17 protein-coding genes are annotated in these 19161 nt (G+C 40.5%); 11 read left to right on the top strand and 6 right to left on the bottom strand.

What is annotated here, in order from left to right; genetic code table 11:
• Positions 1-72: 72 nt before the first annotated feature.
• The 3 genes from ACFI6G_RS12430 to ACFI6G_RS12440 form a co-directional block, all read right to left on the bottom strand.
• Positions 73-342 carry a hypothetical protein gene (locus ACFI6G_RS12430; RefSeq protein WP_010428548.1) on the bottom strand — a complete coding sequence of 90 codons (270 nt, stop codon included), beginning with the start codon at positions 340-342 and terminating at the stop codon, positions 73-75.
• A 279-nt stretch (positions 343-621) separates the two neighbouring features.
• A complete protein-coding gene (locus ACFI6G_RS12435; RefSeq protein ID WP_010428547.1) occupies positions 622-1830 on the bottom strand; it encodes a NupC/NupG family nucleoside CNT transporter in 1209 nt (402 codons plus the stop codon).
• A gap of 443 nt (positions 1831-2273) precedes the next feature.
• On the bottom strand, positions 2274-2894 hold the full coding sequence (locus ACFI6G_RS12440; protein WP_010428546.1) for a YajG family lipoprotein: 621 nt from the start codon (positions 2892-2894) through the stop codon (positions 2274-2276).
• A gap of 419 nt (positions 2895-3313) precedes the next feature.
• On the opposite strand from ACFI6G_RS12440, the gene ACFI6G_RS12445 reads away from it, so the two are divergent.
• The 4 genes from ACFI6G_RS12445 (at position 3314) to ACFI6G_RS12460 (ending at position 6058) form a co-directional block, all read left to right on the top strand.
• The gene (locus tag ACFI6G_RS12445; RefSeq protein ID WP_016769108.1) at positions 3314-3790 is read left to right on the top strand and encodes a hypothetical protein; all 477 of its coding nucleotides are present in this window, start codon (positions 3314-3316) and stop codon (positions 3788-3790) included.
• Positions 3791-4075: 285 nt separating this feature from the next.
• The gene (locus tag ACFI6G_RS12450) at positions 4076-4345 is read left to right on the top strand and encodes a PTS sugar transporter subunit IIB (protein ID WP_010428543.1); all 270 of its coding nucleotides are present in this window, start codon (positions 4076-4078) and stop codon (positions 4343-4345) included.
• Positions 4346-4355: 10 nt separating this feature from the next.
• Positions 4356-5612 (top strand): PTS ascorbate transporter subunit IIC, encoded by a 1257-nt coding sequence (locus ACFI6G_RS12455; RefSeq protein ID WP_010428541.1) that lies wholly within the window; start codon positions 4356-4358, stop codon positions 5610-5612.
• Positions 5609-6058 carry a PTS sugar transporter subunit IIA gene (locus ACFI6G_RS12460; RefSeq protein ID WP_010428538.1) on the top strand — a complete coding sequence of 150 codons (450 nt, stop codon included), beginning with the start codon at positions 5609-5611 and terminating at the stop codon, positions 6056-6058. Before ACFI6G_RS12455 ends, ACFI6G_RS12460 begins: the two co-directional genes overlap by 4 nt.
• Positions 6059-6205: 147 nt before the next feature.
• On the opposite strand, the gene ACFI6G_RS12465 is transcribed toward ACFI6G_RS12460, so the two are convergent.
• A complete protein-coding gene (locus ACFI6G_RS12465) occupies positions 6206-7471 on the bottom strand; it encodes an HD-GYP domain-containing protein (protein ID WP_010428535.1) in 1266 nt (421 codons plus the stop codon).
• Between the two features lie 223 nt (positions 7472-7694).
• Between ACFI6G_RS12465 and ACFI6G_RS12470 the strand changes: the two genes are divergently transcribed.
• Positions 7695-8231 carry a GNAT family N-acetyltransferase gene (locus ACFI6G_RS12470; RefSeq protein WP_016769107.1) on the top strand — a complete coding sequence of 179 codons (537 nt, stop codon included), beginning with the start codon at positions 7695-7697 and terminating at the stop codon, positions 8229-8231.
• Between the two features lie 87 nt (positions 8232-8318).
• On the opposite strand, the gene ACFI6G_RS12475 is transcribed toward ACFI6G_RS12470, so the two are convergent.
• Together ACFI6G_RS12475 and ACFI6G_RS12480 are read right to left on the bottom strand one after the other, a co-directional pair.
• Entirely contained in the window at positions 8319-9668 is a 1350-nt protein-coding gene (locus ACFI6G_RS12475) for a sensor histidine kinase (RefSeq protein ID WP_462710285.1), read from the bottom strand.
• Positions 9661-10350, bottom strand: a complete 690-nt coding sequence (locus ACFI6G_RS12480; protein ID WP_010428531.1) for a response regulator transcription factor — start codon at positions 10348-10350, stop codon at positions 9661-9663. Before ACFI6G_RS12480 ends, ACFI6G_RS12475 begins: the two co-directional genes overlap by 8 nt.
• 537 nt (positions 10351-10887) lie before the next feature.
• On the opposite strand from ACFI6G_RS12480, the gene ACFI6G_RS12485 reads away from it, so the two are divergent.
• The 6 genes from ACFI6G_RS12485 (at position 10888) to ACFI6G_RS12510 (ending at position 18593) form a co-directional block, all read left to right on the top strand.
• The gene (locus ACFI6G_RS12485) at positions 10888-11445 is read left to right on the top strand and encodes a hypothetical protein (RefSeq protein WP_010428529.1); all 558 of its coding nucleotides are present in this window, start codon (positions 10888-10890) and stop codon (positions 11443-11445) included.
• 115 nt (positions 11446-11560) lie between these two features.
• Positions 11561-13567, top strand: coding sequence for a putative bifunctional diguanylate cyclase/phosphodiesterase (locus ACFI6G_RS12490; protein WP_010428526.1), 2007 nt, complete (start codon positions 11561-11563; stop codon positions 13565-13567).
• A gap of 898 nt (positions 13568-14465) precedes the next feature.
• Entirely contained in the window at positions 14466-16208 is a 1743-nt protein-coding gene (locus tag ACFI6G_RS12495) for an EAL domain-containing protein (protein WP_010428524.1), read from the top strand.
• 305 nt (positions 16209-16513) lie between these two features.
• Positions 16514-16885 carry a GntR family transcriptional regulator gene (locus ACFI6G_RS12500; RefSeq protein ID WP_016769105.1) on the top strand — a complete coding sequence of 124 codons (372 nt, stop codon included), beginning with the start codon at positions 16514-16516 and terminating at the stop codon, positions 16883-16885.
• The gene (locus ACFI6G_RS12505; protein ID WP_010428515.1) at positions 16882-17736 is read left to right on the top strand and encodes an ABC transporter ATP-binding protein; all 855 of its coding nucleotides are present in this window, start codon (positions 16882-16884) and stop codon (positions 17734-17736) included. The genes ACFI6G_RS12500 and ACFI6G_RS12505 overlap by 4 nt, the downstream gene beginning before the upstream one ends.
• Positions 17736-18593, top strand: a complete 858-nt coding sequence (locus ACFI6G_RS12510; RefSeq protein ID WP_010428513.1) for a hypothetical protein — start codon at positions 17736-17738, stop codon at positions 18591-18593. The genes ACFI6G_RS12505 and ACFI6G_RS12510 overlap by 1 nt, the downstream gene beginning before the upstream one ends.
• The last annotated feature ends 568 nt before the right edge of the window (positions 18594-19161 follow it).

A 19161-nucleotide genomic window follows, 5' to 3' on the forward strand; every position in this document is an offset into this window, starting at 1 on the left:
GGTTAAGAGAGGGTTAAGGCGAGTGTTAACCCCAAAAGAACGTGCAAAGAGTCGTCTGTTTGAACTTATGGTTTAAGCTTCCGGCTTGCTTGAAAAGAACCCACCGATCTTATAACCGATCGCATAGCAAACCACGGCAACTGTGACAAATACCAATGCCGAGAAAAAGTACGCTACCGATGCCGCTACGCCAGTGCCCCATACAACGCTAAACACTAAACCGAGATAAGCCTCTTGCGGCCACTGAGAAATAGGAAACTGATTACCACCGGCAATAAGATAAACCATCGCAAACAAGCCGATAAAGGCGGTGATAAGACCAATGAGAACGCGCATGTTCATGGGGAGACCTTTGATTTATTGGACTTGGTTGCCATTATTCTTCGTCGAAAACGGATGTGCTTAATCGAAACAGAATGATATTAATCGCAACCTAATGATATTCAAGTATATAGGATAAGAGAGACTTGCTCTATTACTCTTCCGAGTGAACCTTGTACACTGCAGAGCTATGAAAGTGTTAGTTTGAATCTGAATCAACTTAACGAGCAGGCACAAAAAAGCGGACACCCTTCTCACGTTGAATCCGCAAGAAAGATATTCGCTTCAACTGAATCTCGCTTAAAGCAGGATGAAGATACCCGCTAAACACGCACTCATTAGGTTTGCAAGCGTACCAGCAGCTACTGCTTTCAAGCCTAAGTTTGCCACTTCAGCACGACGCTCTGGTGCCATTACACCGATTGAACCCAGCTGAATTGCGATAGAGCCAATGTTAGCAAAGCCACATAAAGCAAACGTCACGATGACTTGGCTGTGTTCAGATAACAGCGCTTTGTTCTCAACGAAATCGATGAAAGCAACAAACTCGTTCATTACAATCTTCTGACCGATGTATGAACCCGCCATCAAAACTTCATCACTCGGGATACCAATGAGCCATGCTAAAGGCGAGAACAGGTAACCGAAGATAGCTTGCAGCGTAATACCCGCAAAACCAAACGTTTCACCCAAGCTTTCTAATCCTGTGTTTACCATCGCAATCACACTCACGAAGGCTATCAACATAGTACCGACAGCGACTGCCACTTTCATACCGTTCATTGCACCACTTGCCAGTGCATCGATCACATTGCTTTGGTCTGCTTTATCTAGCTCAATGTGCTCGTAATCACTTGGCGTACTGCGCTCAGGAACAATGATCTTCGCCATTAAAAGGCTACCAGGAGCCGCCATGAAGCTTGCTGCGATAAGGTATTTAAGCTCAACACCTAATCCGGCATAACCACCTAGCACGCTACCCGCAACCGATGCCATACCACCAGCCATGACGGCAAACAGTTCAGAACGAGTCATAGATTTTAAAAACGGTCGAATAAGAAGAGGAGACTCCCCCTGAGAAAGGAAGATGTTGCCCGTAGCGACCAAAGATTCTGCTTTACTGGTACCAAGCAGTTTCTGCACGGCACCACCAAGAATTTGAATCACTTTTTGCATTACGCCTAAGTAGTAAAGCGCGGAGATCAAAGCACTGAAGAAGATGATAATTGGGAGTACGCGAACTGCGAAAATAAAACCATCAGTGGCTAGATCACCGAAAAGAAAAGCGATACCAGCGTCCGCAAAACCAAGCAGGCTAGAAACACCGTTGCTCATGCTCGTTAGTGCCAATTGTCCCCATGGAAAATACAATACTAGGGCTGCGAAACCGATTTGAAGTAATAGTGCACGAGAGACCGTTTTCCAGTTAATCGCAGAACGACTTTCAGATAACAAGCACGCACAAGCAATCAGTGCAATCACACCGACAAGACCAAATAGAATATTCATAATGTGTCCTAGTAGCCCTTAAAGAGTGAACATGAGCCAAATAAATGACATCAAAGGAATAGGACAAAGAACCGCAAGCAAAACGCTACGCGATGAAGGAGCTAACAAAGTTAGCGAATGTAACAACGAGTTGTTCATGTAAAGATCACCTTATACAAGCAGTGGAACGTAGCTGGTCCGGTCCGTGGGGTCATTCACATATCCATGTGACGGCTTGTATTGGCTAAGCACCGGCTTAAAACCGGAAGAGAAGTATAGACAGTTAAATGAGACTTTCATCACATATTTTGACGCAAACGATCGCGCGGTTAAGGATTGCGCAAAACGGAGTGTTTATCGGTGAGATCGACCGGAGCAGTCAGATATAAGTTAACTAGATCTATTGTTAAAATAAAAAGCCACAGGACGTGGCTTTTCTAGAATATAAAAGAAAATACCAGTAACTAGTTTAGCAAAGCACTTTTTACTTCAACATCTTGAAAGATTTCTTCAAAACGCTGTTTATAGATAAGCTGCATCTCATTGATAATCGCGCCGCCATCCGGAACATCATTCTCACCTTGGAAGTTTTTACTCAGTAACTTCTTACCGGCTTCATCATAAATAATCACATTAACGTTGTACCAAGAGTTATCTGTGAACGCGTGGAAATCATACTTCCATTCATTCAAGACGAACATCATAGATTTATTGTCGAACGCTTTCATCTGCTCAACGACTTTTGTGATGTCTTCGTTTGGTGTCGTCTCGACTGAGTCCACCGTCACTTGCTGCTTCTTTAAGCCTGCAACGAGCCTATCAGTCAAAAACTGAGACATTGGTTGCTGAGTCGCCGTATTATATGAATAAGGTATCCCAAATGAACTGCGAATAATGCCCTCAAACTTTGGTTCTTTATCTTGGTCTAGAACGTATGGACGTTTATCAATGACAGCAATAGTCAGCGCTTTTTCTTGTGGGACCACACTCAATTGCGGAGCACTTTGTTCCGCAGTTAATACAGTTGCACAGCCAGAAAGCCCAAGCGATACTGCAACGAGCAGTAAACTGACGAGTTTTTTCATTATATTTACCTATCTTATTGTTTTGAATAGGATGTTCTAACAAAAACAGACGCAATCAGTAAACATTCATTAAATCAATAATTTACAAAACTACTATCAATGCAGATTTCATCACATATTTACCTGTATTTATTGACCAATTACCTAATAAAAAGCTACCTAACAGTCACTTGTAAACAAGCTTTATGAAATGAGCGCGAGATGTTTATGCCTTGTAGTGAGCAGAGTAATTGTGCAGTTAATTCTGTGTAATTATTACCCCTTTTCTGTGTTGTGCCTCATTTACCGCCACTTCAAGATTCATCTTAAGTTTAGATGCGTATATACTTTGTATTAACTCACCCATTCATTATCTATAAAAATTAGAGCTGATTAGATATAACAGCCATCAAAACGAAGAGAGGACACACGTGAAGAAAATGGAAGCTCCGCACGACATGAACAATGGAGCTAGATTCAAAACAAATAGACACGGCTATGTGACAGTAGTTGAATATTACAATACACATACTGTTATTGTTGCGTTTGAAAATACTGGAAATATTCGCGCTATTAGTGCGGCGAAATTACGTACAGGTCAACTTACCGATCGTTCAGTAGCTCCTGAGTCAATTATGATTGGTGAACAAGTTGAATCTGTAAAACACGGTATTCTTACTATCACCCAAGTCGAATCTGAAAATATTGTTGTGCTGACTAATGCGAATAATGAAGAAATTCGCATGCTCTTACCCGCAGTACAAAAAATGAAAGACAAGCTTGAAGATATAGATAATGAAAAAATTGAAAATCCAAAACCAACCTCACTTAGCCAATTAACAAAAAGAAGCAAAAAGACCAAAGACGTTAATAGCATGCTCAAGAAAATGCTTACCGATTACGGTCGATACGATTAATTGTCTATTTTCCTCAATAAAGCCGCTCGATGTTCACACCCGCACGCCTCAAATAAATAAGCCAATCTCTTTGAATAAAATACATTGCATATTCGAATAAAAAAGTTAAATTTGATCAAAGTCTCACTCTGTATCTTTGCTGAAAATTAACGAGACCCCCATCACAATCTCATTTTGACTTTGTGATGGAGATCTTATTGAATTCGTAATATTTCCATTACTATGCTCTCACACAATAAGAGAACGAAGCTTCTCAACCTTTAAAATCCAATTGAGACAAATATTATGAAAAAGATCCTTGTAGTTTGCGGTAATGGCCTTGGTACTTCACTTATGATGGAAATGGCAGTAAAAGAAGTCGCTAAAAAAATGGGTTTTGAAGCAGAAGTCGATCATGAAGATCTATCATCTGCGGCTTCAAGTAATGCTGATATTTGGGTAGCAGCAACAGATGTTGCAAACCAGTTAAAAGAAGGCGGAAAAGAGAATATCATCAGCCTTAAAAATATTTTTGACAAAGCATCCATCGAAGAACAATTAAAAACTTTCATGTAAGGTCAAATTTATGCAAAACTTTTTCGAGTTCATGCTTGGCTTATTAAAAGAGCCAGCAATCATGGTAGGTTTAATTGCTTTCATTGGCCTTGTTGCACAAAAAGCAGATATTTCCACCATTTTAAAAGGCACAATTAAAACCGTGATGGGTTTCCTAATTTTAGGTTTTGGTGCTGGCGCTCTTGTTGGCGCACTAAATAATTTTTCGGTTGTATTTACTGAAGCTTTTGGCGTAAGTGGTGTTATTCCAAATAACGAAGCAATTGTTGCATTAGCACAAGAAGCATTCGGTTATGAAATGGCTCTAATTATGTTCTTCGCATTCGTTGTGAATATTTTATTGGCTCGTATTACTCCTTTAAAATATATTTTCTTAACGGGTCACCACACAATGTTCATGTCTATGCTAGTAGCCGTAATTTTGTCTACAGCAAACATTGAAGGCACTGCTCTAGTCGCAATCGGCTCGCTCATTGTGGGCACACTGATGGTTGTGATGCCAGCACTAGGCCAAAAGTACACAGAGAAAGTGATGGGTACTGATCAACTGGCTATCGGTCACTTCTCTACCCTTTCTTACATCGTGTCTGGTTTCATTGGTAGCAAGTTTGGTGACACATCGAAAACAACGGAAGATATTCAAGTTCCTAAAAGCCTGATGTTCCTACGTGATACGCCTGTTGCTGTTGCAACAACCATGGCTATATTCTTCATGCTTGCGTCTATTATTGCTGGCGGTGAGTTTGTAGAAACGGTATCAAGTGGTCAGAACTGGGTTGTCTTCACCTTCATGCAATCTCTCATCTTTGCGGGTGGTGTTTACATCGTACTGCAAGGTGTGAAGATGCTAATTGCTGAAATCGTTCCTGCATTTAAAGGTATTTCGGACAAACTAGTACCGGGTGCAAAACCTGCTCTTGATTGCCCTATGGTATTCCCTGTAGCGCCAAACGCGGTACTTATCGGTTTCCTTTGTTCTTTCGCAGCTGGCCTACTAGCAATGGCTGTTCAAGGCGCGCTTGGCTGGACCATCATTGTAGCAGGCGTGGTTCCTCACTTCTTCGTTGGTGGCGCAGCTGGTGTTTACGGTAACGCTACTGGCGGTCTACGTGGTGCAATTCTAGGTTCATTCACGCAAGGTCTATGTATCTCTTTCCTACCGATGCTGCTACTTCCAGTACTGGGTGGCCTTGGTCTTGAAGCAACAACATTTGCTGACTTCGACTTCGGCGTTGTTGGTCTGATTCTAGGATGGATTGTTTCATGAGCCTGTTTGATTTAATTGGTAACCAAGGCGTTATCATCAACTCTGACGAGAACCTAACCGTTGACGCTGCGCTTGATGTGACCTGTTCAAGACTGCTAGCACACAACAAAATCGAGGCAGGCTATGTTGATGCTATTAAACAAAAGCATAAAGACATTGGCGCGTACTATGTGCTAGCACCAAAGATTGCGATGCCTCATGCTCGCCCTGAAGATGGTGTGAACGAGGCATCACTGCAAGTGACCGTGTTCAAGAAAGGGGTTGATTTAGAGTCGGAAGACAACGGTGACGTTTACCTTTCAATTACTCTGGCTGCAATGGATTCAGATAGCCATATCCATACCATTATGGCGCTATCAGAGTTGTTCCAGAATGATGATGACATTGATGCCATCATTGCAGCGGAAACAGAGCAAGAGATCATCGAGATCTTAAAACGATACTAATTTGCTCTATAGATCTTAATCTTTATCTCCTAACAGCCCCCATTAAAAAGCGATAGCCTCGGCCATCGCTTTTCTGTTTTTATTGTCTAGTCATTTATCTTCGAACATGACTTACAAATGCTTTACTGCTTTCAGCATCCACTAACATCAAAACGCATACATTCTTTTATCAGTCGATAATTCAAAGCAATATTGTGCGTGTTTTTCAAGGCACTCAAACACTTCTCGATCCAACTTATAGCTATCAACATAAGCTCTTAAGATAGCGAGAGCCTCTTGTAGTGTCATTCCCTTACGATAAGGTCGAGATTGCGTTAATGCTTGGAAAACATCCACCACAGCAACAATTCGACTCGGTTGGTCCAACTCTTCAGCGGTTTTTCCCATAGGGTAGCCTGATCCATCTAACCTTTCATGATGATTCGATGCCCACTGACAAACCTGAGGTGAGCTAAACAGTTCCTGCAACGCGAATCGAGTGTCCGTGGCGTGCCTCTTAATACAGCAATACTCTTCATCAGTCAGTAAGTCAGGCTTATGGAGAATATCACCTGGCGTTTGCAATTTACCAATGTCGTGAACTAACCCTGCTAAATAGAGTTTGCGTTGAGTGGTGTAGGAGTAACCAAGCTGTTTGGCTAAATATTCTGAAAGTTGCCCAACCTTCAAGGAGTGCTTAAAAGTAAACGAACTTTTGGTATCCACAACATTAGCAATAAATTCAGCAAAGGCAACCGTCTCATCCAATGACATTTGTTGAGAAAAGAAGGGGACTGGCTCAAAATTATCCCTCATATTTTCGATGTAAGGGATCTCCATCGAAAACCAGAAATCATCTAAATCAACTAACTCACACATGTGTTGAACGAGGTTAGTTTCAAACATCTCATCGGCTTGTTCAGTCAAACGTTCAATAATGCTCGCCTTGCCATCTGGTGTCAGGTTTCCGTAACGATCTGAAGAAGTGACACCGTAAAGATAATCTACTCTATCGGCTAGCATCACAATTGCAGCCAACTCTTTTTCCAGCTCGCTGATTGGCATTGTCTTTAACTCAATCCAAGGAGTATGGTGATAAAGTACAGGTTTAGAGAAGATTGAAAGGACGGGGCACTCTTTTAGAATCTGATAGCCCTTTTGACAATGGTGGTAGCTTGAGTCTGGAATAAACACTGAGGTCAAACTGAGTTGTTCGTCAATTTGTGACACACCGCAATCGTGAATTAAGCCTAGAGAAAACGCGAGTTGCGCCTGCTCTTCTTCCCACCCTACACTCAAAGCACACCGATAGGCGATATAGCCCACTCTTTGTCCATGGTTTTTGCTTTCAAAACCGACGTTATCAAGCGCCTTCGCTATACCAAATAGAGCCTTCCTTAGGTCTACGGTTACATTTTGGCAATGTAGATTCATTAATTAAGCCTAGAATTTTTATAGTTTTTATATATTTAGGTTGCTAATACTAATGCATAGTTAATGATTATATACACAATTATTGTGAGGATTAATGAGTTTCGTGATTGACCTAACGTATCACGAAAAATTCGTGCCACAATTGGTTGCATATTGAAAATCATCCGACATTATATTCTGCTGGCAAATATTCACTGAGCAAAACAACCAAAAAGGGAAAGACATGTTTAAGACTATAATAGATAACGAACTATCCATCGCATTGGTTGAAGAGAATTTCGCCTCTCATTACGCGGAAATCTCACAGAGCCAAAACGAGTACCTAAGCCAATGGCTTGCGTGGCCACCACACTGTAAAACAGCGCAAGACTTTAGAATCTTCATTCAACGTTCGTTACACGATTATGCTGAAGGTAAAAGCATGACATGTGCGATTATTTATAAAGGCAACGTCGTCGGAAACTGCAGCTTCAATACAATTGACCACAGTACAAAGAAGGTAACGGTTGGCTATTGGTTATCAGAGACTAAACAAGGCAAAGGTATTGTCACTCGTGTAGTTCAAAAACTGATTGAGATTGCTTTCGAAGAGTTAGATATGGAAAAGATTGAAATATCAGCCGCGACTGAGAACATGAGCAGCCGTAAAGTTTGTGAGCGCTTACAATTCACGTTAGAAGGTATCATCACTCGTAATGAGAACTTGAATGGCCGAATCATAGACCATGCTATTTATGGCCTACATCGTTCAAAGCGATAAACACATGTCGATTAAAAATAACAAAGCCACAATATTGAACCGTGACTTTGTTATTTTATGAACCAAAGTAGCTCTTAAATCAACCCGTTATATGCACTTAGGAATCACAATACTAAATTTAGCGCCACCATATCTACTATCGTTGACTTTGATATCCCAAGTGAGTTTTTTAGCCGCCGACATGGCAATAGCAAGCCCTAACCCCAAGCCACCTGTTGTAGAAGCTCTGCTTGAATCTAGGCGCGCAAACGGAAGAAACACATCATCACGCCTGTCCTCTGGGATTCCTGAACCATTATCTTCAATAACCACCAACCAATTTTCTGAATTCTCATCCAGTGTCATCCACACTTTATCGTGTGTGTAATTACCAGCGTTTTTTAGAATATTATCGAAAACCAAACGTGCCATCGAGCAGTCACACTTAATCTTGCAATCTTGACCTACTTTGGAATCAAAGGTCACGTCATCTAACTGCGAATAACGAGTCCGATCGAGACAGTACTCATGAAGATCAGAGGTCACTTTAACCAGTTCAAAGAATGAGTTGTCCATGACATTCAATTTTGACAGCATGATGATTTCTGAAGTGAGATCGTTGCTATCTTCAATGTAAGTATCAATATCATCGAAAAGCGCTTGATGATGATCAGGCGCGCCTCTTCTCAAAATATCAGTTGCCAATTGAATACGACTCAGCGGAGTTCGCACTTCATGTGGGATAGCTTGAGCAAAGATGTGGCTTTGTTTCACCTTGCTCTCGATCTCTTCCGCCATAAAGTTAAAGCTGCAGGCTAAATCAGACACAGGATGAATGTCGTCGAGGTCAGAGCGAGTACTGAGCTTCCCCTTGCCAAACTGTTTCTGCTTCTCAACCAACAATTCTATTCTTTCTTGAAAACGCCTCACAGGTAAGTAGACACTCGCCCCAATTGAGACAATCACGGCCAACAAAAGCCCAAGCAAAAAATTCCTTTCTGAATCTTCATACCATTCAATTTCAGGAGAGAAGAAATCCCCTACCTCACTAAATGCGAAACTAAATTTAGAATTTGGAAGTTGGAATACCGCCGAATACAGATTGTTATCACTAAGGTATATTGGCACACCGTTTAAAGTAGTAAATAACTCGCATCGTTGGCAAGGAGCCTCTCCCGACCAATTATCTAACAGACGTAAATTGAAAATATAAAATTGTTGGTAGCCTGTTCTGTCGAGTTCTTTATACAGAGAGTTTTCTTGATTATGTTGACGGGTATACTGCTCAACGAAGTAAATACCATCATTCAGGAAGGTTTCGATCTCAGTTCTTCGCATGTGGCCTTCGCCTAGGTTCACAAACAAAAAGATCGTTGCCGACATGCCCACAACAATCCCAAGATACAAGCGGGCAAACATTGAAACAGAGCGAAGTTTCGCCGCTATGAATTTACGCAACTAACATGTATCCCTTATTACGAACCGTACGGATCAACTGCTTATCTTTTGCATGAATACGTAACTTTCGTCGTAAACCAGAGACTCGCATATCAATCGAACGGTCATTGAAGGCGTAATCAATCCCTCTAAACAACTGACAACATTGATCTCGAGTAACGACTTGACTGATGTTATTAACCAGAAGGTTTAAGATTTCAAACTCAGCAGAAGTAAGTTTGAGGTTTTGTCCATACAGAGTAGCACTTTGGGCGGTCGTGTTGATCACGATATCACACTGCTTTTCAGGGGCAGATTCTATAGAAGCAGTAACAGGAGAAGCTCTGCGTAATAACGCTTCAATTCGCGCCAATAACGCATGACCACGAATCGGTTTCGCAACATAATCATCTGCACCAAATTTGAATAAGCTTACTTCGCTCATTTCATCAGCAGAAGCCGTCAAGACCAAGATCATCCCATTGTAAAACTCACGAGCTTGGCGACAAATCTGTGCACCATTCATACCTGGAAGCATTAAATCTAATAAGACCAAATCTGGTTCGATATTTCGGATTGCATCAAGAGCAAAATTACCCTCATGAACAACGCTAACATTGTAGCCTTCAGCTTCAAGATAAAGTGTAGTTAAACGAGCTATCTCTTGGTCATCTTCGACAATGAGCACTTTGGTTTTCAACATTCATATCACCCGTATTAATTAAAAGCAAAGGCAGTATATATACAGATCATATATCATCAATATTGTTATTAGAGTATCGATTTTACCGTACGCAAAACATAATAATCATTTTTGTAAATATACATTTACAAAGCATAGCAATGAGCTATCAGTTCACTCTAATTTACGTAAATTCCGTAGTTTAGAGCGGATACCTCCTCGAGTTTTTAAGTAACTTTACAGCCCTTACATTTGCTTTATTTTCTTACTCACACTTACATTTCAGATCTTTACAACAACCGTTCAAATCAACCATCCATACACCACCTATATACTAGTTAATATCACCATAAAATATGAAATTAAAAGATTATAAATCTTATCAAGAATACCAAAAACGCAATAAAAACGGTTGCGTCATTTCCATTGCAGTATTTTAGATTGTTAGAAAGAAGGCGCCGTCTGTTAAGACATATATTCTTCAAGTAACATCCAATCAAATAACAAATAGAGACAATATTTTGCAATAATGACTTTCCTCACAGGGCCACTTTTCAAATGATTAAATCACTGTCATTACTACTGACTACTGCTACTTTCGTATCAACACCACTCGCTGCTGATACCCATTCGCAAGAAATGGTCAGTAAGATTCAAGATCAAGTTAAGTCTTGGATAGACATTCAAGTCATCTCACAAAGCAGCATTATTCAAAAGATGGTCTTCACCTGTGACTTTTATAATGCAACGCCTTACATCAAATCACCGGACGGCAGTGAAAGTAATTCGGGATCCTACCGCTTTTACTCGTATAACGGTGTGTTGGGGTCAATGACAGAACCCTTTACCACTCAGCCTCTACCGGAGTTAACAATGTGCCTAAAAGAAGACTTTACGGCTACCAATAGAGATGAAGCTCAACTGTTGTTCGAAGCCATTGAAACGGTATACCCAAACCATTCTATGTTCGACGATAATTTCACTAAAGAAACCTTAGAGGTCTCTAACGGGTGGCACTTCATCGATGGTGAAATTTTTGATGATAAGAAAGGCTATGCCATCGAAACCAATCCAAACGGTAAAGTCACCAAGATCATCCGATCTCTAAACCTTTAACACGTGTTCTCATTGAAAATATTGCTTTTCCTTTCATAGATTCTTTCATTAACACACGGTTTCGCATTGGCTATTAAACGCCAGAATCCAATTGAATACGCGACCAACTGAATGAATGAGTTCGGTAGGCATCGTGCGACCAAAAAATCAGTATGTAGAGCTCAACATGATGACCAGTTATCAACCTTTCGAACATCTCAAATGTCCAATCTGGATCTATGACATTGATAATAAAAGAATAACTTGGGCAAATACCAGTGCCCTCCCTTTGTGGGAATCGGAGTCTTTATTTGAGCTAACATCTCGCGATTTTAGTGTAGAGATGTCAAAAGCGATAGAGGCAACACTGGAAGAATACCAAAGGCAATTTCTGCGCAATGAAAGCATCAAGACATGGTGGAATTTCACACCTAGATACATTTCTAAACGGGCATTATGTTTGTTTTCTGGGATTCCACTGCCCGATGACCGTACCGGTATGTTAGTTCAAGTCATAGCTGAAGAAGGCAGCCTCAAACATGATCTAGCATGCTCTGACGGTGCGAACCTATCCCTCCTATTTGATAAGTCAGGAAAAGTAGTGAGCGCTAACTCAGCATTTTACCAAAACTATGGTAGCCCATTTACTACCCTCTCTGATTTCGTTTCAAGCGAAGAGATCGCTGCACAATGGTTGTTTTACGCTCGTAAGGGGGGAGAGATTTTAGAAGAAGTCAGTTGTAAAATTGATGAAAAGACTCATCACTTTGATGTTCAAGGCAAATGGCTATTCGATAAAAGTGAATTACTGCTAAACCTGACATGCACAACAAAGCAAAAAGAGCGCCTGATAAAGGCTAAGTACAACGCTGAACACGATTGTCTAACCGAACTGTATAATCGGCGGGGCATTACTAATTTATTGGAAACCAGCATCGCCTACCGTGCGCCATTTGAACTAATGTTCGTCGATCTTGATGGCTTCAAATTAGTCAATGATACGTATGGACACAGTGCCGGTGACCAATTGCTCAAACAAGTTGGTGAGCGTCTTAAACAACTGGTAGATGAAACCTGCATGATCGGCCGATTTGGAGGCGATGAATTCATTGTAATCGCTCATAACTGCCGTAATCATAATATCCCACTACTCTGTTCTCGCATTATTGATGCATTAAACCGGAGCTTTCATATCAGTGGTATTGGAACGCTGTCAGTAGGATGCAGTATTGGTACCGCACATTTTCCAGATAACGCCGTTGATCAAGAATCACTGTTGAAGCAAGCGGGAATGGCGATGCACATAGCCAAAGCGAATGGTCGAAATCGCTTTCAGACATTCACTCCCGACTTAGCACAAACTCTTCACCGCAAAGCTGAAATCCGTCATCGCTTGGCCCAAGCCTTAGAAAATGATGAGCTCAACTTGCACTACCAAGCCATCATGAACACTAACAGTAATAAAGTGAAAGGGTTTGAAGCTCTACTCCGATGGTCTGACAAAGACTTAGGTGACATTGGCCCTGATGAATTCATTACCTTAGCGGAAGAAACTGGGCAAATTGTACCGCTTGGGAGGTGGGTTCTTAATTCTGCGCTAAAACAGCTTTCGATGTGGCATAGAGAGTTTGATAATCAGTTAATGATGAGCATCAATATCTCTAGTATCCAGATGCACGCAAGTTTCGCCCAACAACTATCTGCGATGCTCAACTTCTACAACATACAACCTCAGAATATCGCACTTGAGATCACTGAATCGTCAATGATTTTTAAACATGGTGAAGTTAGACAAGCATTAAGCGACATTTCTAAGCTAGGAGTAGAACTTCATCTAGACGACTTTGGCACCGGATACTCATCGCTCTCAATGCTCCATGACTTACCCATTAGTACCGTTAAACTCGACAAAAGCTTTGTCCACGGGTCACACAAAGGGAGTAAGGCTATTGTTCAAGCGACCTATGCTATATGTGAAAAGTTAGGGCTCAAAGTGATTGCAGAAGGAGTCGAGACAGAAACACAGAAGGCTTTCTTAGTAGAGTGTGGTTATCAGTACTTGCAAGGATTCTTGTTTAGCAAGCCTATACCATCTAGTGAAGTAGAAAATCGCTTTCTTAGTGACCACTTGTTACACACATAAGTCACGCTTACAAAGGCTTGCATAAGTAAATACAAGATTACAATGTTTCATAAGCAACTGTTTAATATAGTTAAAAAAACGATAAGAAAACAGCTCAAACATTATACCTACTAACTGTAATGATATAAGTTTTTAGATTACCCTTTGCCTATAATTGTATATTAAGAAGAAATTAAAGAAAATGAGAAAACAACGTGGCTTCACTTTATTGTAAATTATCACCTGTTTATTAATTCTAGGGTTGATTTCCGCCGCTTCGATGGTGAAGTTATTAAATATCCAAGGCAATGCACGTGCTAGAAAAATACAGCCAATACGTATTCTACGTTAAATTTAAAATTATCTACCCTTAAGATCAGCACAATACTCTCCAACCAATGAAACCCCTTCAAATCCATTTTTATAAATTACCCACACAAAATATATTTATATTTAAATCAATACCGTAAAACTAGTATGTTTAAAGTATTAGCTTAAATTTTATACATCCTAATTAGTAATGTAAATATTAATAAATTAATTTTATCCTGAAAATTTCTGATAAATCTCACATAACAATAAACCTTGATAATAGAAACAACATCTAAATTAGCAAACCCTAAATATCGACATGAAAGCGGCAAAATGTAACGCGAGAAATGGATAAATGCTAAAACAAATGGATAAATCCTCTTTATCCCTTGTAAATCATCGGCTTTTATTTATAAATTCAGGTTTTGGATGAACATCTCCATAACCTTTCATTAAAGTCAGAATTCTGCGATTAATATCAACATCTTGAGAGAGAATGGTGACATTTTAGTTATGTTATTTAGAAAGGACTCTTGGGTTGAATGAAAATCCCAGTCACTACACATCAATCACGAAAATATAACAACGATCGCCTAGGAGTTGAGCTATGCACTGTTCTTTCAATATAAACAACAATAATGAGAGCTTGCAACTTATTTATAATGAAGAAAAGATCTATATAAAAAGAAACAGTAATAAGATATCAGAGGAAAGTCTAAATAGTAAAGAGAGTTTCGTATTTAAATACTTAATTGAAAACTCATCAATATCAAACCCGCAATCCGCGAGAGATGTTGAAGAATCTTTTAAAGCACATTTTGATGAAGAGTTCAGCCTATACGCATTAAAAAACATTATCGCTTCAATAAGAAAGAAGTATCGTAATCTCTGCAAGAAAGCAAAAGTGAATAACGACAATGAACTTATCTCTAATCTTTATAAAGTGGGTTACTTTATTGATCTCGATAAAAGCTCAGCAGACCGCATAACCCCAAAGTACAATATCAACAAATTTAAGCCAAACCACATCAAAATGTTAAAGCTGATGTTCAACACTTACCACCGAGATTTCATCAGAGCTCTGGTCGTTGTATTCACAGTTTCTGCATTTTTCTTGTTCGTTGTTTACCTTTTCCAAATCCTTTACACGACAAAGATTGCAGACGAATACAGTGAAAACACTAAGCTTATAGTAGAAGAGATCATGAATTATGGCTGCGGAAGCGATGGTTCTGTACACGCGATGAGACATTCTCTCAATCTTGATTCGATTGTGATGACGACCCCCTCCGGCTCATGCTACATCTCCACCACACGCTCAAAAAGAGTGGAGCTCGATAAAATTGACGAATTTTACAATAGCTTGGACTTCGCTTATTCACGATTCGTGCTCCCTGAGCAAAATATTGATCTCACCGCTCGTATTGCTAAGCGCGCTATCGAAGCACGCTACAGAAATTCGTTAATCCCACTGCTTATTGATTCAGTAACTATCGAAAAGGATGGTTACTATATTTTGAATCTAGGTGGAAATAGTCAGTCGATTTATCAAGCCTCTTTGCCTACAGGTGCATCCATTACGTTCTACAGCGATGACATCGTCGCATTGTGGATCATACTATCACTGCTGCTAGCAGCACTTCTATATCACTCTTATATTATTGGCTTCGTCGTATACCTGCTTCGTTGGAGGCATATCTCCTGTGAAGAGGAACCCATCATTAACACTGAAGACAACAGCGTTTTATATTATGAGCTGTTGACTCGAGTCCGTAACGTTGGGGTCTTAAGCTTCATCGACACAATGAGACGTACCAATTTACTCACTTTCCATACTATTTTGATCATTGAAACGGTCAGAAATGCCAAGTTACACAATAGCCACGAAATTTATGGCGTTAATGTCTGCCCTAGCTCTTTAGTCGGTGCCAACTTTACGAAGATTAAAGAGCACTTAATGGCGATGGAAGCGAACGAATTTGTTGTCGAAATAACCGAATACTCCAATATCGGCTACGGATGTGAAGTTATAGATAACATCAAAGAGATCAAAAAGTTGGGAATTACGATCGCATTAGATGATTTTGGTACAGGAAACAATAACATCGAAATCATTAGCACTATTGACCCAACCTACTTGAAACTGGACCGTTGTTTTGTCAAAGACATTGAGTCTGGGGATCACCATCAAGGCGTGTTGCTCAACATCTCAGAAATTGGGCGCCTATCAAACATCACCATGATTTACGAAGGTGTCGAAACTCGCAGACAACAATACATCTTGTGTCAACTTGGCTACAACTTGCATCAAGGTTACTTATACAGCAGACCTCAAAGTACAATCTACTGATCGCTTTATCGATCTTAACCACCTGTGAGCTCAATTAAGGCAACTGAAATTAGTCATAAAACGATAACTATTTCAGAGCTCACAGGAAAAGTATTACATAACCTTTCATCGAACCACCAACAGCTACCAAATTAACATCCAAAGATAAACCGAAGCGAAATGACCGCGACTTCAACATCTTTCCCGCGTTCTGTATTTTACCGTTAGCACTTCTATTCGTTTCCCTCTCATACCAATAAAGAGCTTGCCAATTCTAATAAATAGTTTAGTGTTATACATATGTATATCACCATGCAGTTTTAATTATGACCGAATGGAAAGACGACCAACCGATCTTTAGGCAACTTGCCGCAAAGATCAGTGACCAAATTCTTCAAGGTGTTTGGTTAGAGCAACAAGCATTACCCTCTGTGCGTGCGGTTGCTGCCGATCTCAAGATCAACCACCTTACTGTCATGAAAAGCTATCAGTTACTGGTGGATGAAGACTTGGTAGAGAAAAAACGCGGCAAAGGCATGTATGTGGCCGAAGGGGCACTTCAAAAATTGAAAGAGTCTGCACACCAGTCATTCATCAACACACAGATCCCAGCCATCGCTGAGACGCTAGGCATCATTGATATGAGTGTCGAAGAACTCGTGAAACAGCTAGCACAACATATAAAGGACAAGTCATGAGTACTTTACTTTCCGTGAAAAACGTAACCAAAACCTATTCAAATCAAGTGGGTGTCGAGAACATCAGCTTTGAGCTAAAGCCAGGTCAAGTTCTTGGTCTGCTGGGCCACAATGGCGCGGGTAAATCGACTCTGATCAAATCACTGCTTGGTGGTCACAACTATCAAGGCGAAATAGAGGTGAATGGCTACCACCCTATCCACCAGCACGCAGCGCTCATGCAGCACTTATCGTATATTTCAGATGTGAACGTGTTGCCAGAATGGATGACAGTGAAACAACTTCTTAGATATACCCAAGGTGTGCATCCTAGCTTCAACAGGCAAAAAGCAGAGCAGGTATTAAGTAGCACCAACATAAATCTATCTTCTACTATTAAGCAGCTTTCTAAGGGAATGAAGGTACAACTTCACCTTGCGGTCATCATCGCGACCGACACTCAAGTGCTGATCTTAGATGAGCCAACGCTGGGCTTAGATTTGCTGTACCGCGATACTTTTTATCGTCATTTATTAGAGTGGTTTTATGATGGTGAACGCGCCATGATCATTGCAAGCCACGAGGTTTCAGAGATCGAACACCTATTAACTGATGTGTTGATTCTGAAACAAGGTCACTGTGTTTTGCAGAAAAGCATGGAAGACATTGAAAACGATTATTTCATTATTGAAGTCGCAAACAACTATTCAAGCGAGATTCAGAGATTCAACCCACTGACCTCACAATCAGGGCTAGGCACTACTAAGTGGTTATTGGAAGGTCAATACAAAGCGCAGGTTGAGTCACTGGGTAACACCTATAACGTTGGTCTCGCAGATCTATTCCTTGCAACACAGATGGAGAAGGCGTAATGCATCCAAGTTTTTACATGCTAGAAAAAGAACTCATCGAGCACAAAGTTAACACTCGATTGCCTCTGTTTGTCGCGTTATGTGGTTTCTTACTGTTCGTTGGTCTGTTCTTTAATGGCGCAGCGCAACATGAGTTTTTCTTTGAAATGCAAGTGAATGGTGACGTGAGCGACATCCACAGAGAGTTCGCACAAGATCTCAATTCAGTGATCTACTTTGGCGCGGGCCTTATTTCACTGATCCTGTCGACGCTATATATCCCTAAAACACTGCGTAAAGAACGCCAAGAAGGCAGTTCAATGTTTTGGAGAAGTATGCCGGTATCCAATGCAATGACTCACGGCGTGAAGCTAGGCTTCGGTTTAGTGGTTATTCCGGCTATCTGTGCATTGTTAGTGCTGTTCGCAGATTTTCTATTCTGGATATTGAACGTCTCAAGTGAGCAACAACTGGCGCTATTGGTTGAGCAGCAATCTCTGTTTTATGTGATGAGCAACTGGATTGTGTTCTTTGGACGAATGATGTTAGTTGCACTGGTTTTATTGCCATTGGCAACAGTAACTCTGGCAATTTCACAACTGGTAAACTCTCCATTGCTTGTCATTTTTATCTCAAGCTATGCGATTAAGTTCCTCTCTGTCGCTGTATTTGGCTTCTACGGCATCAACGACTTCCTATCTCTCATCGCATCACTGCCAATGAATGTGCTCATAGCAAGTAACCCATTCAGCGTGCTTGCAGAAGCACCTGTTTTATCTTTAAGTATTTACGTACTGATTGGTGTAGGTGGCTATCTTCTGAGCCTTAAATTGAATAGAACCGACGATGTTAGCTTGAAGACGCTATTCCAACGCTAGCTAGCGTCATATCCCAAGCGCGAACTTTTATCAGGCAGTCACATAAGATATCCAAACCAAAGCTTCTGAGAAATCGGGAGCTTTTATTATCAGAGCTTTAACAAGTATAGGGATGCGACCCGGTAGACAGAACCAAGAGATAAACAAGTTTTAGTTTGGGGTAACAGGTTTTACGGAGGAAGATAAACGAATAGAGGTATTAATGAGCTGACATTGGATTGCATTTTTGATGCCTGTCAGCTCTTTGGGGGATGATTTCTTTAGTCGCCGACCAGATGAAGGTCCTTGAGAGTGCTAATGAAATCAGTTTGTTGCGTTTTATATTTGTTTCAGTTTTTAAGTTTTTAAAGCTTTACGATTTAAAGCTTATTTCTTTGATGCTTCTTTTGACGTGTCTTTCCAGTATTGGATACGAACGCGATGAAGCTGTGCTCTTCTCATTTTTTTCATAAGAGATATTTCCTTTTCTATAACTGCTCTTCATGAGCTATTTTTATTACCAACTATTCGAATCTAACGGTGTTTGACGCCTAGTTCAATGATACAAATCACAAAATATATAGAGTTC

The organism is Vibrio sp. PSi01, from assembly GCF_054960695.1.

Coding starts and splice junctions, on each gene's coding strand:
- ACFI6G_RS12440 (WP_010428546.1), bottom strand. CDS start 2,894: ATGAAAAAACTCGTCAGTTTACTGCTCGTTGCAGTATCGCTTGGGCTT.
- ACFI6G_RS12485 (WP_010428529.1), top strand. CDS start 10,888: ATGATTAAATCACTGTCATTACTACTGACTACTGCTACTTTCGTATCA.
- ACFI6G_RS12490 (WP_010428526.1), top strand. CDS start 11,561: ATGAGTTCGGTAGGCATCGTGCGACCAAAAAATCAGTATGTAGAGCTC.
- ACFI6G_RS12455 (WP_010428541.1), top strand. CDS start 4,356: ATGCAAAACTTTTTCGAGTTCATGCTTGGCTTATTAAAAGAGCCAGCA.
- ACFI6G_RS12465 (WP_010428535.1), bottom strand. CDS start 7,471: ATGAATCTACATTGCCAAAATGTAACCGTAGACCTAAGGAAGGCTCTA.
- ACFI6G_RS12430 (WP_010428548.1), bottom strand. CDS start 342: ATGAACATGCGCGTTCTCATTGGTCTTATCACCGCCTTTATCGGCTTG.
- ACFI6G_RS12460 (WP_010428538.1), top strand. CDS start 5,609: ATGAGCCTGTTTGATTTAATTGGTAACCAAGGCGTTATCATCAACTCT.
- ACFI6G_RS12445 (WP_016769108.1), top strand. CDS start 3,314: ATGGAAGCTCCGCACGACATGAACAATGGAGCTAGATTCAAAACAAAT.
- ACFI6G_RS12495 (WP_010428524.1), top strand. CDS start 14,466: ATGCACTGTTCTTTCAATATAAACAACAATAATGAGAGCTTGCAACTT.
- ACFI6G_RS12500 (WP_016769105.1), top strand. CDS start 16,514: ATGACCGAATGGAAAGACGACCAACCGATCTTTAGGCAACTTGCCGCA.
- ACFI6G_RS12510 (WP_010428513.1), top strand. CDS start 17,736: ATGCATCCAAGTTTTTACATGCTAGAAAAAGAACTCATCGAGCACAAA.
- ACFI6G_RS12505 (WP_010428515.1), top strand. CDS start 16,882: ATGAGTACTTTACTTTCCGTGAAAAACGTAACCAAAACCTATTCAAAT.
- ACFI6G_RS12450 (WP_010428543.1), top strand. CDS start 4,076: ATGAAAAAGATCCTTGTAGTTTGCGGTAATGGCCTTGGTACTTCACTT.
- ACFI6G_RS12470 (WP_016769107.1), top strand. CDS start 7,695: ATGTTTAAGACTATAATAGATAACGAACTATCCATCGCATTGGTTGAA.
- ACFI6G_RS12480 (WP_010428531.1), bottom strand. CDS start 10,350: ATGTTGAAAACCAAAGTGCTCATTGTCGAAGATGACCAAGAGATAGCT.
- ACFI6G_RS12435 (WP_010428547.1), bottom strand. CDS start 1,830: ATGAATATTCTATTTGGTCTTGTCGGTGTGATTGCACTGATTGCTTGT.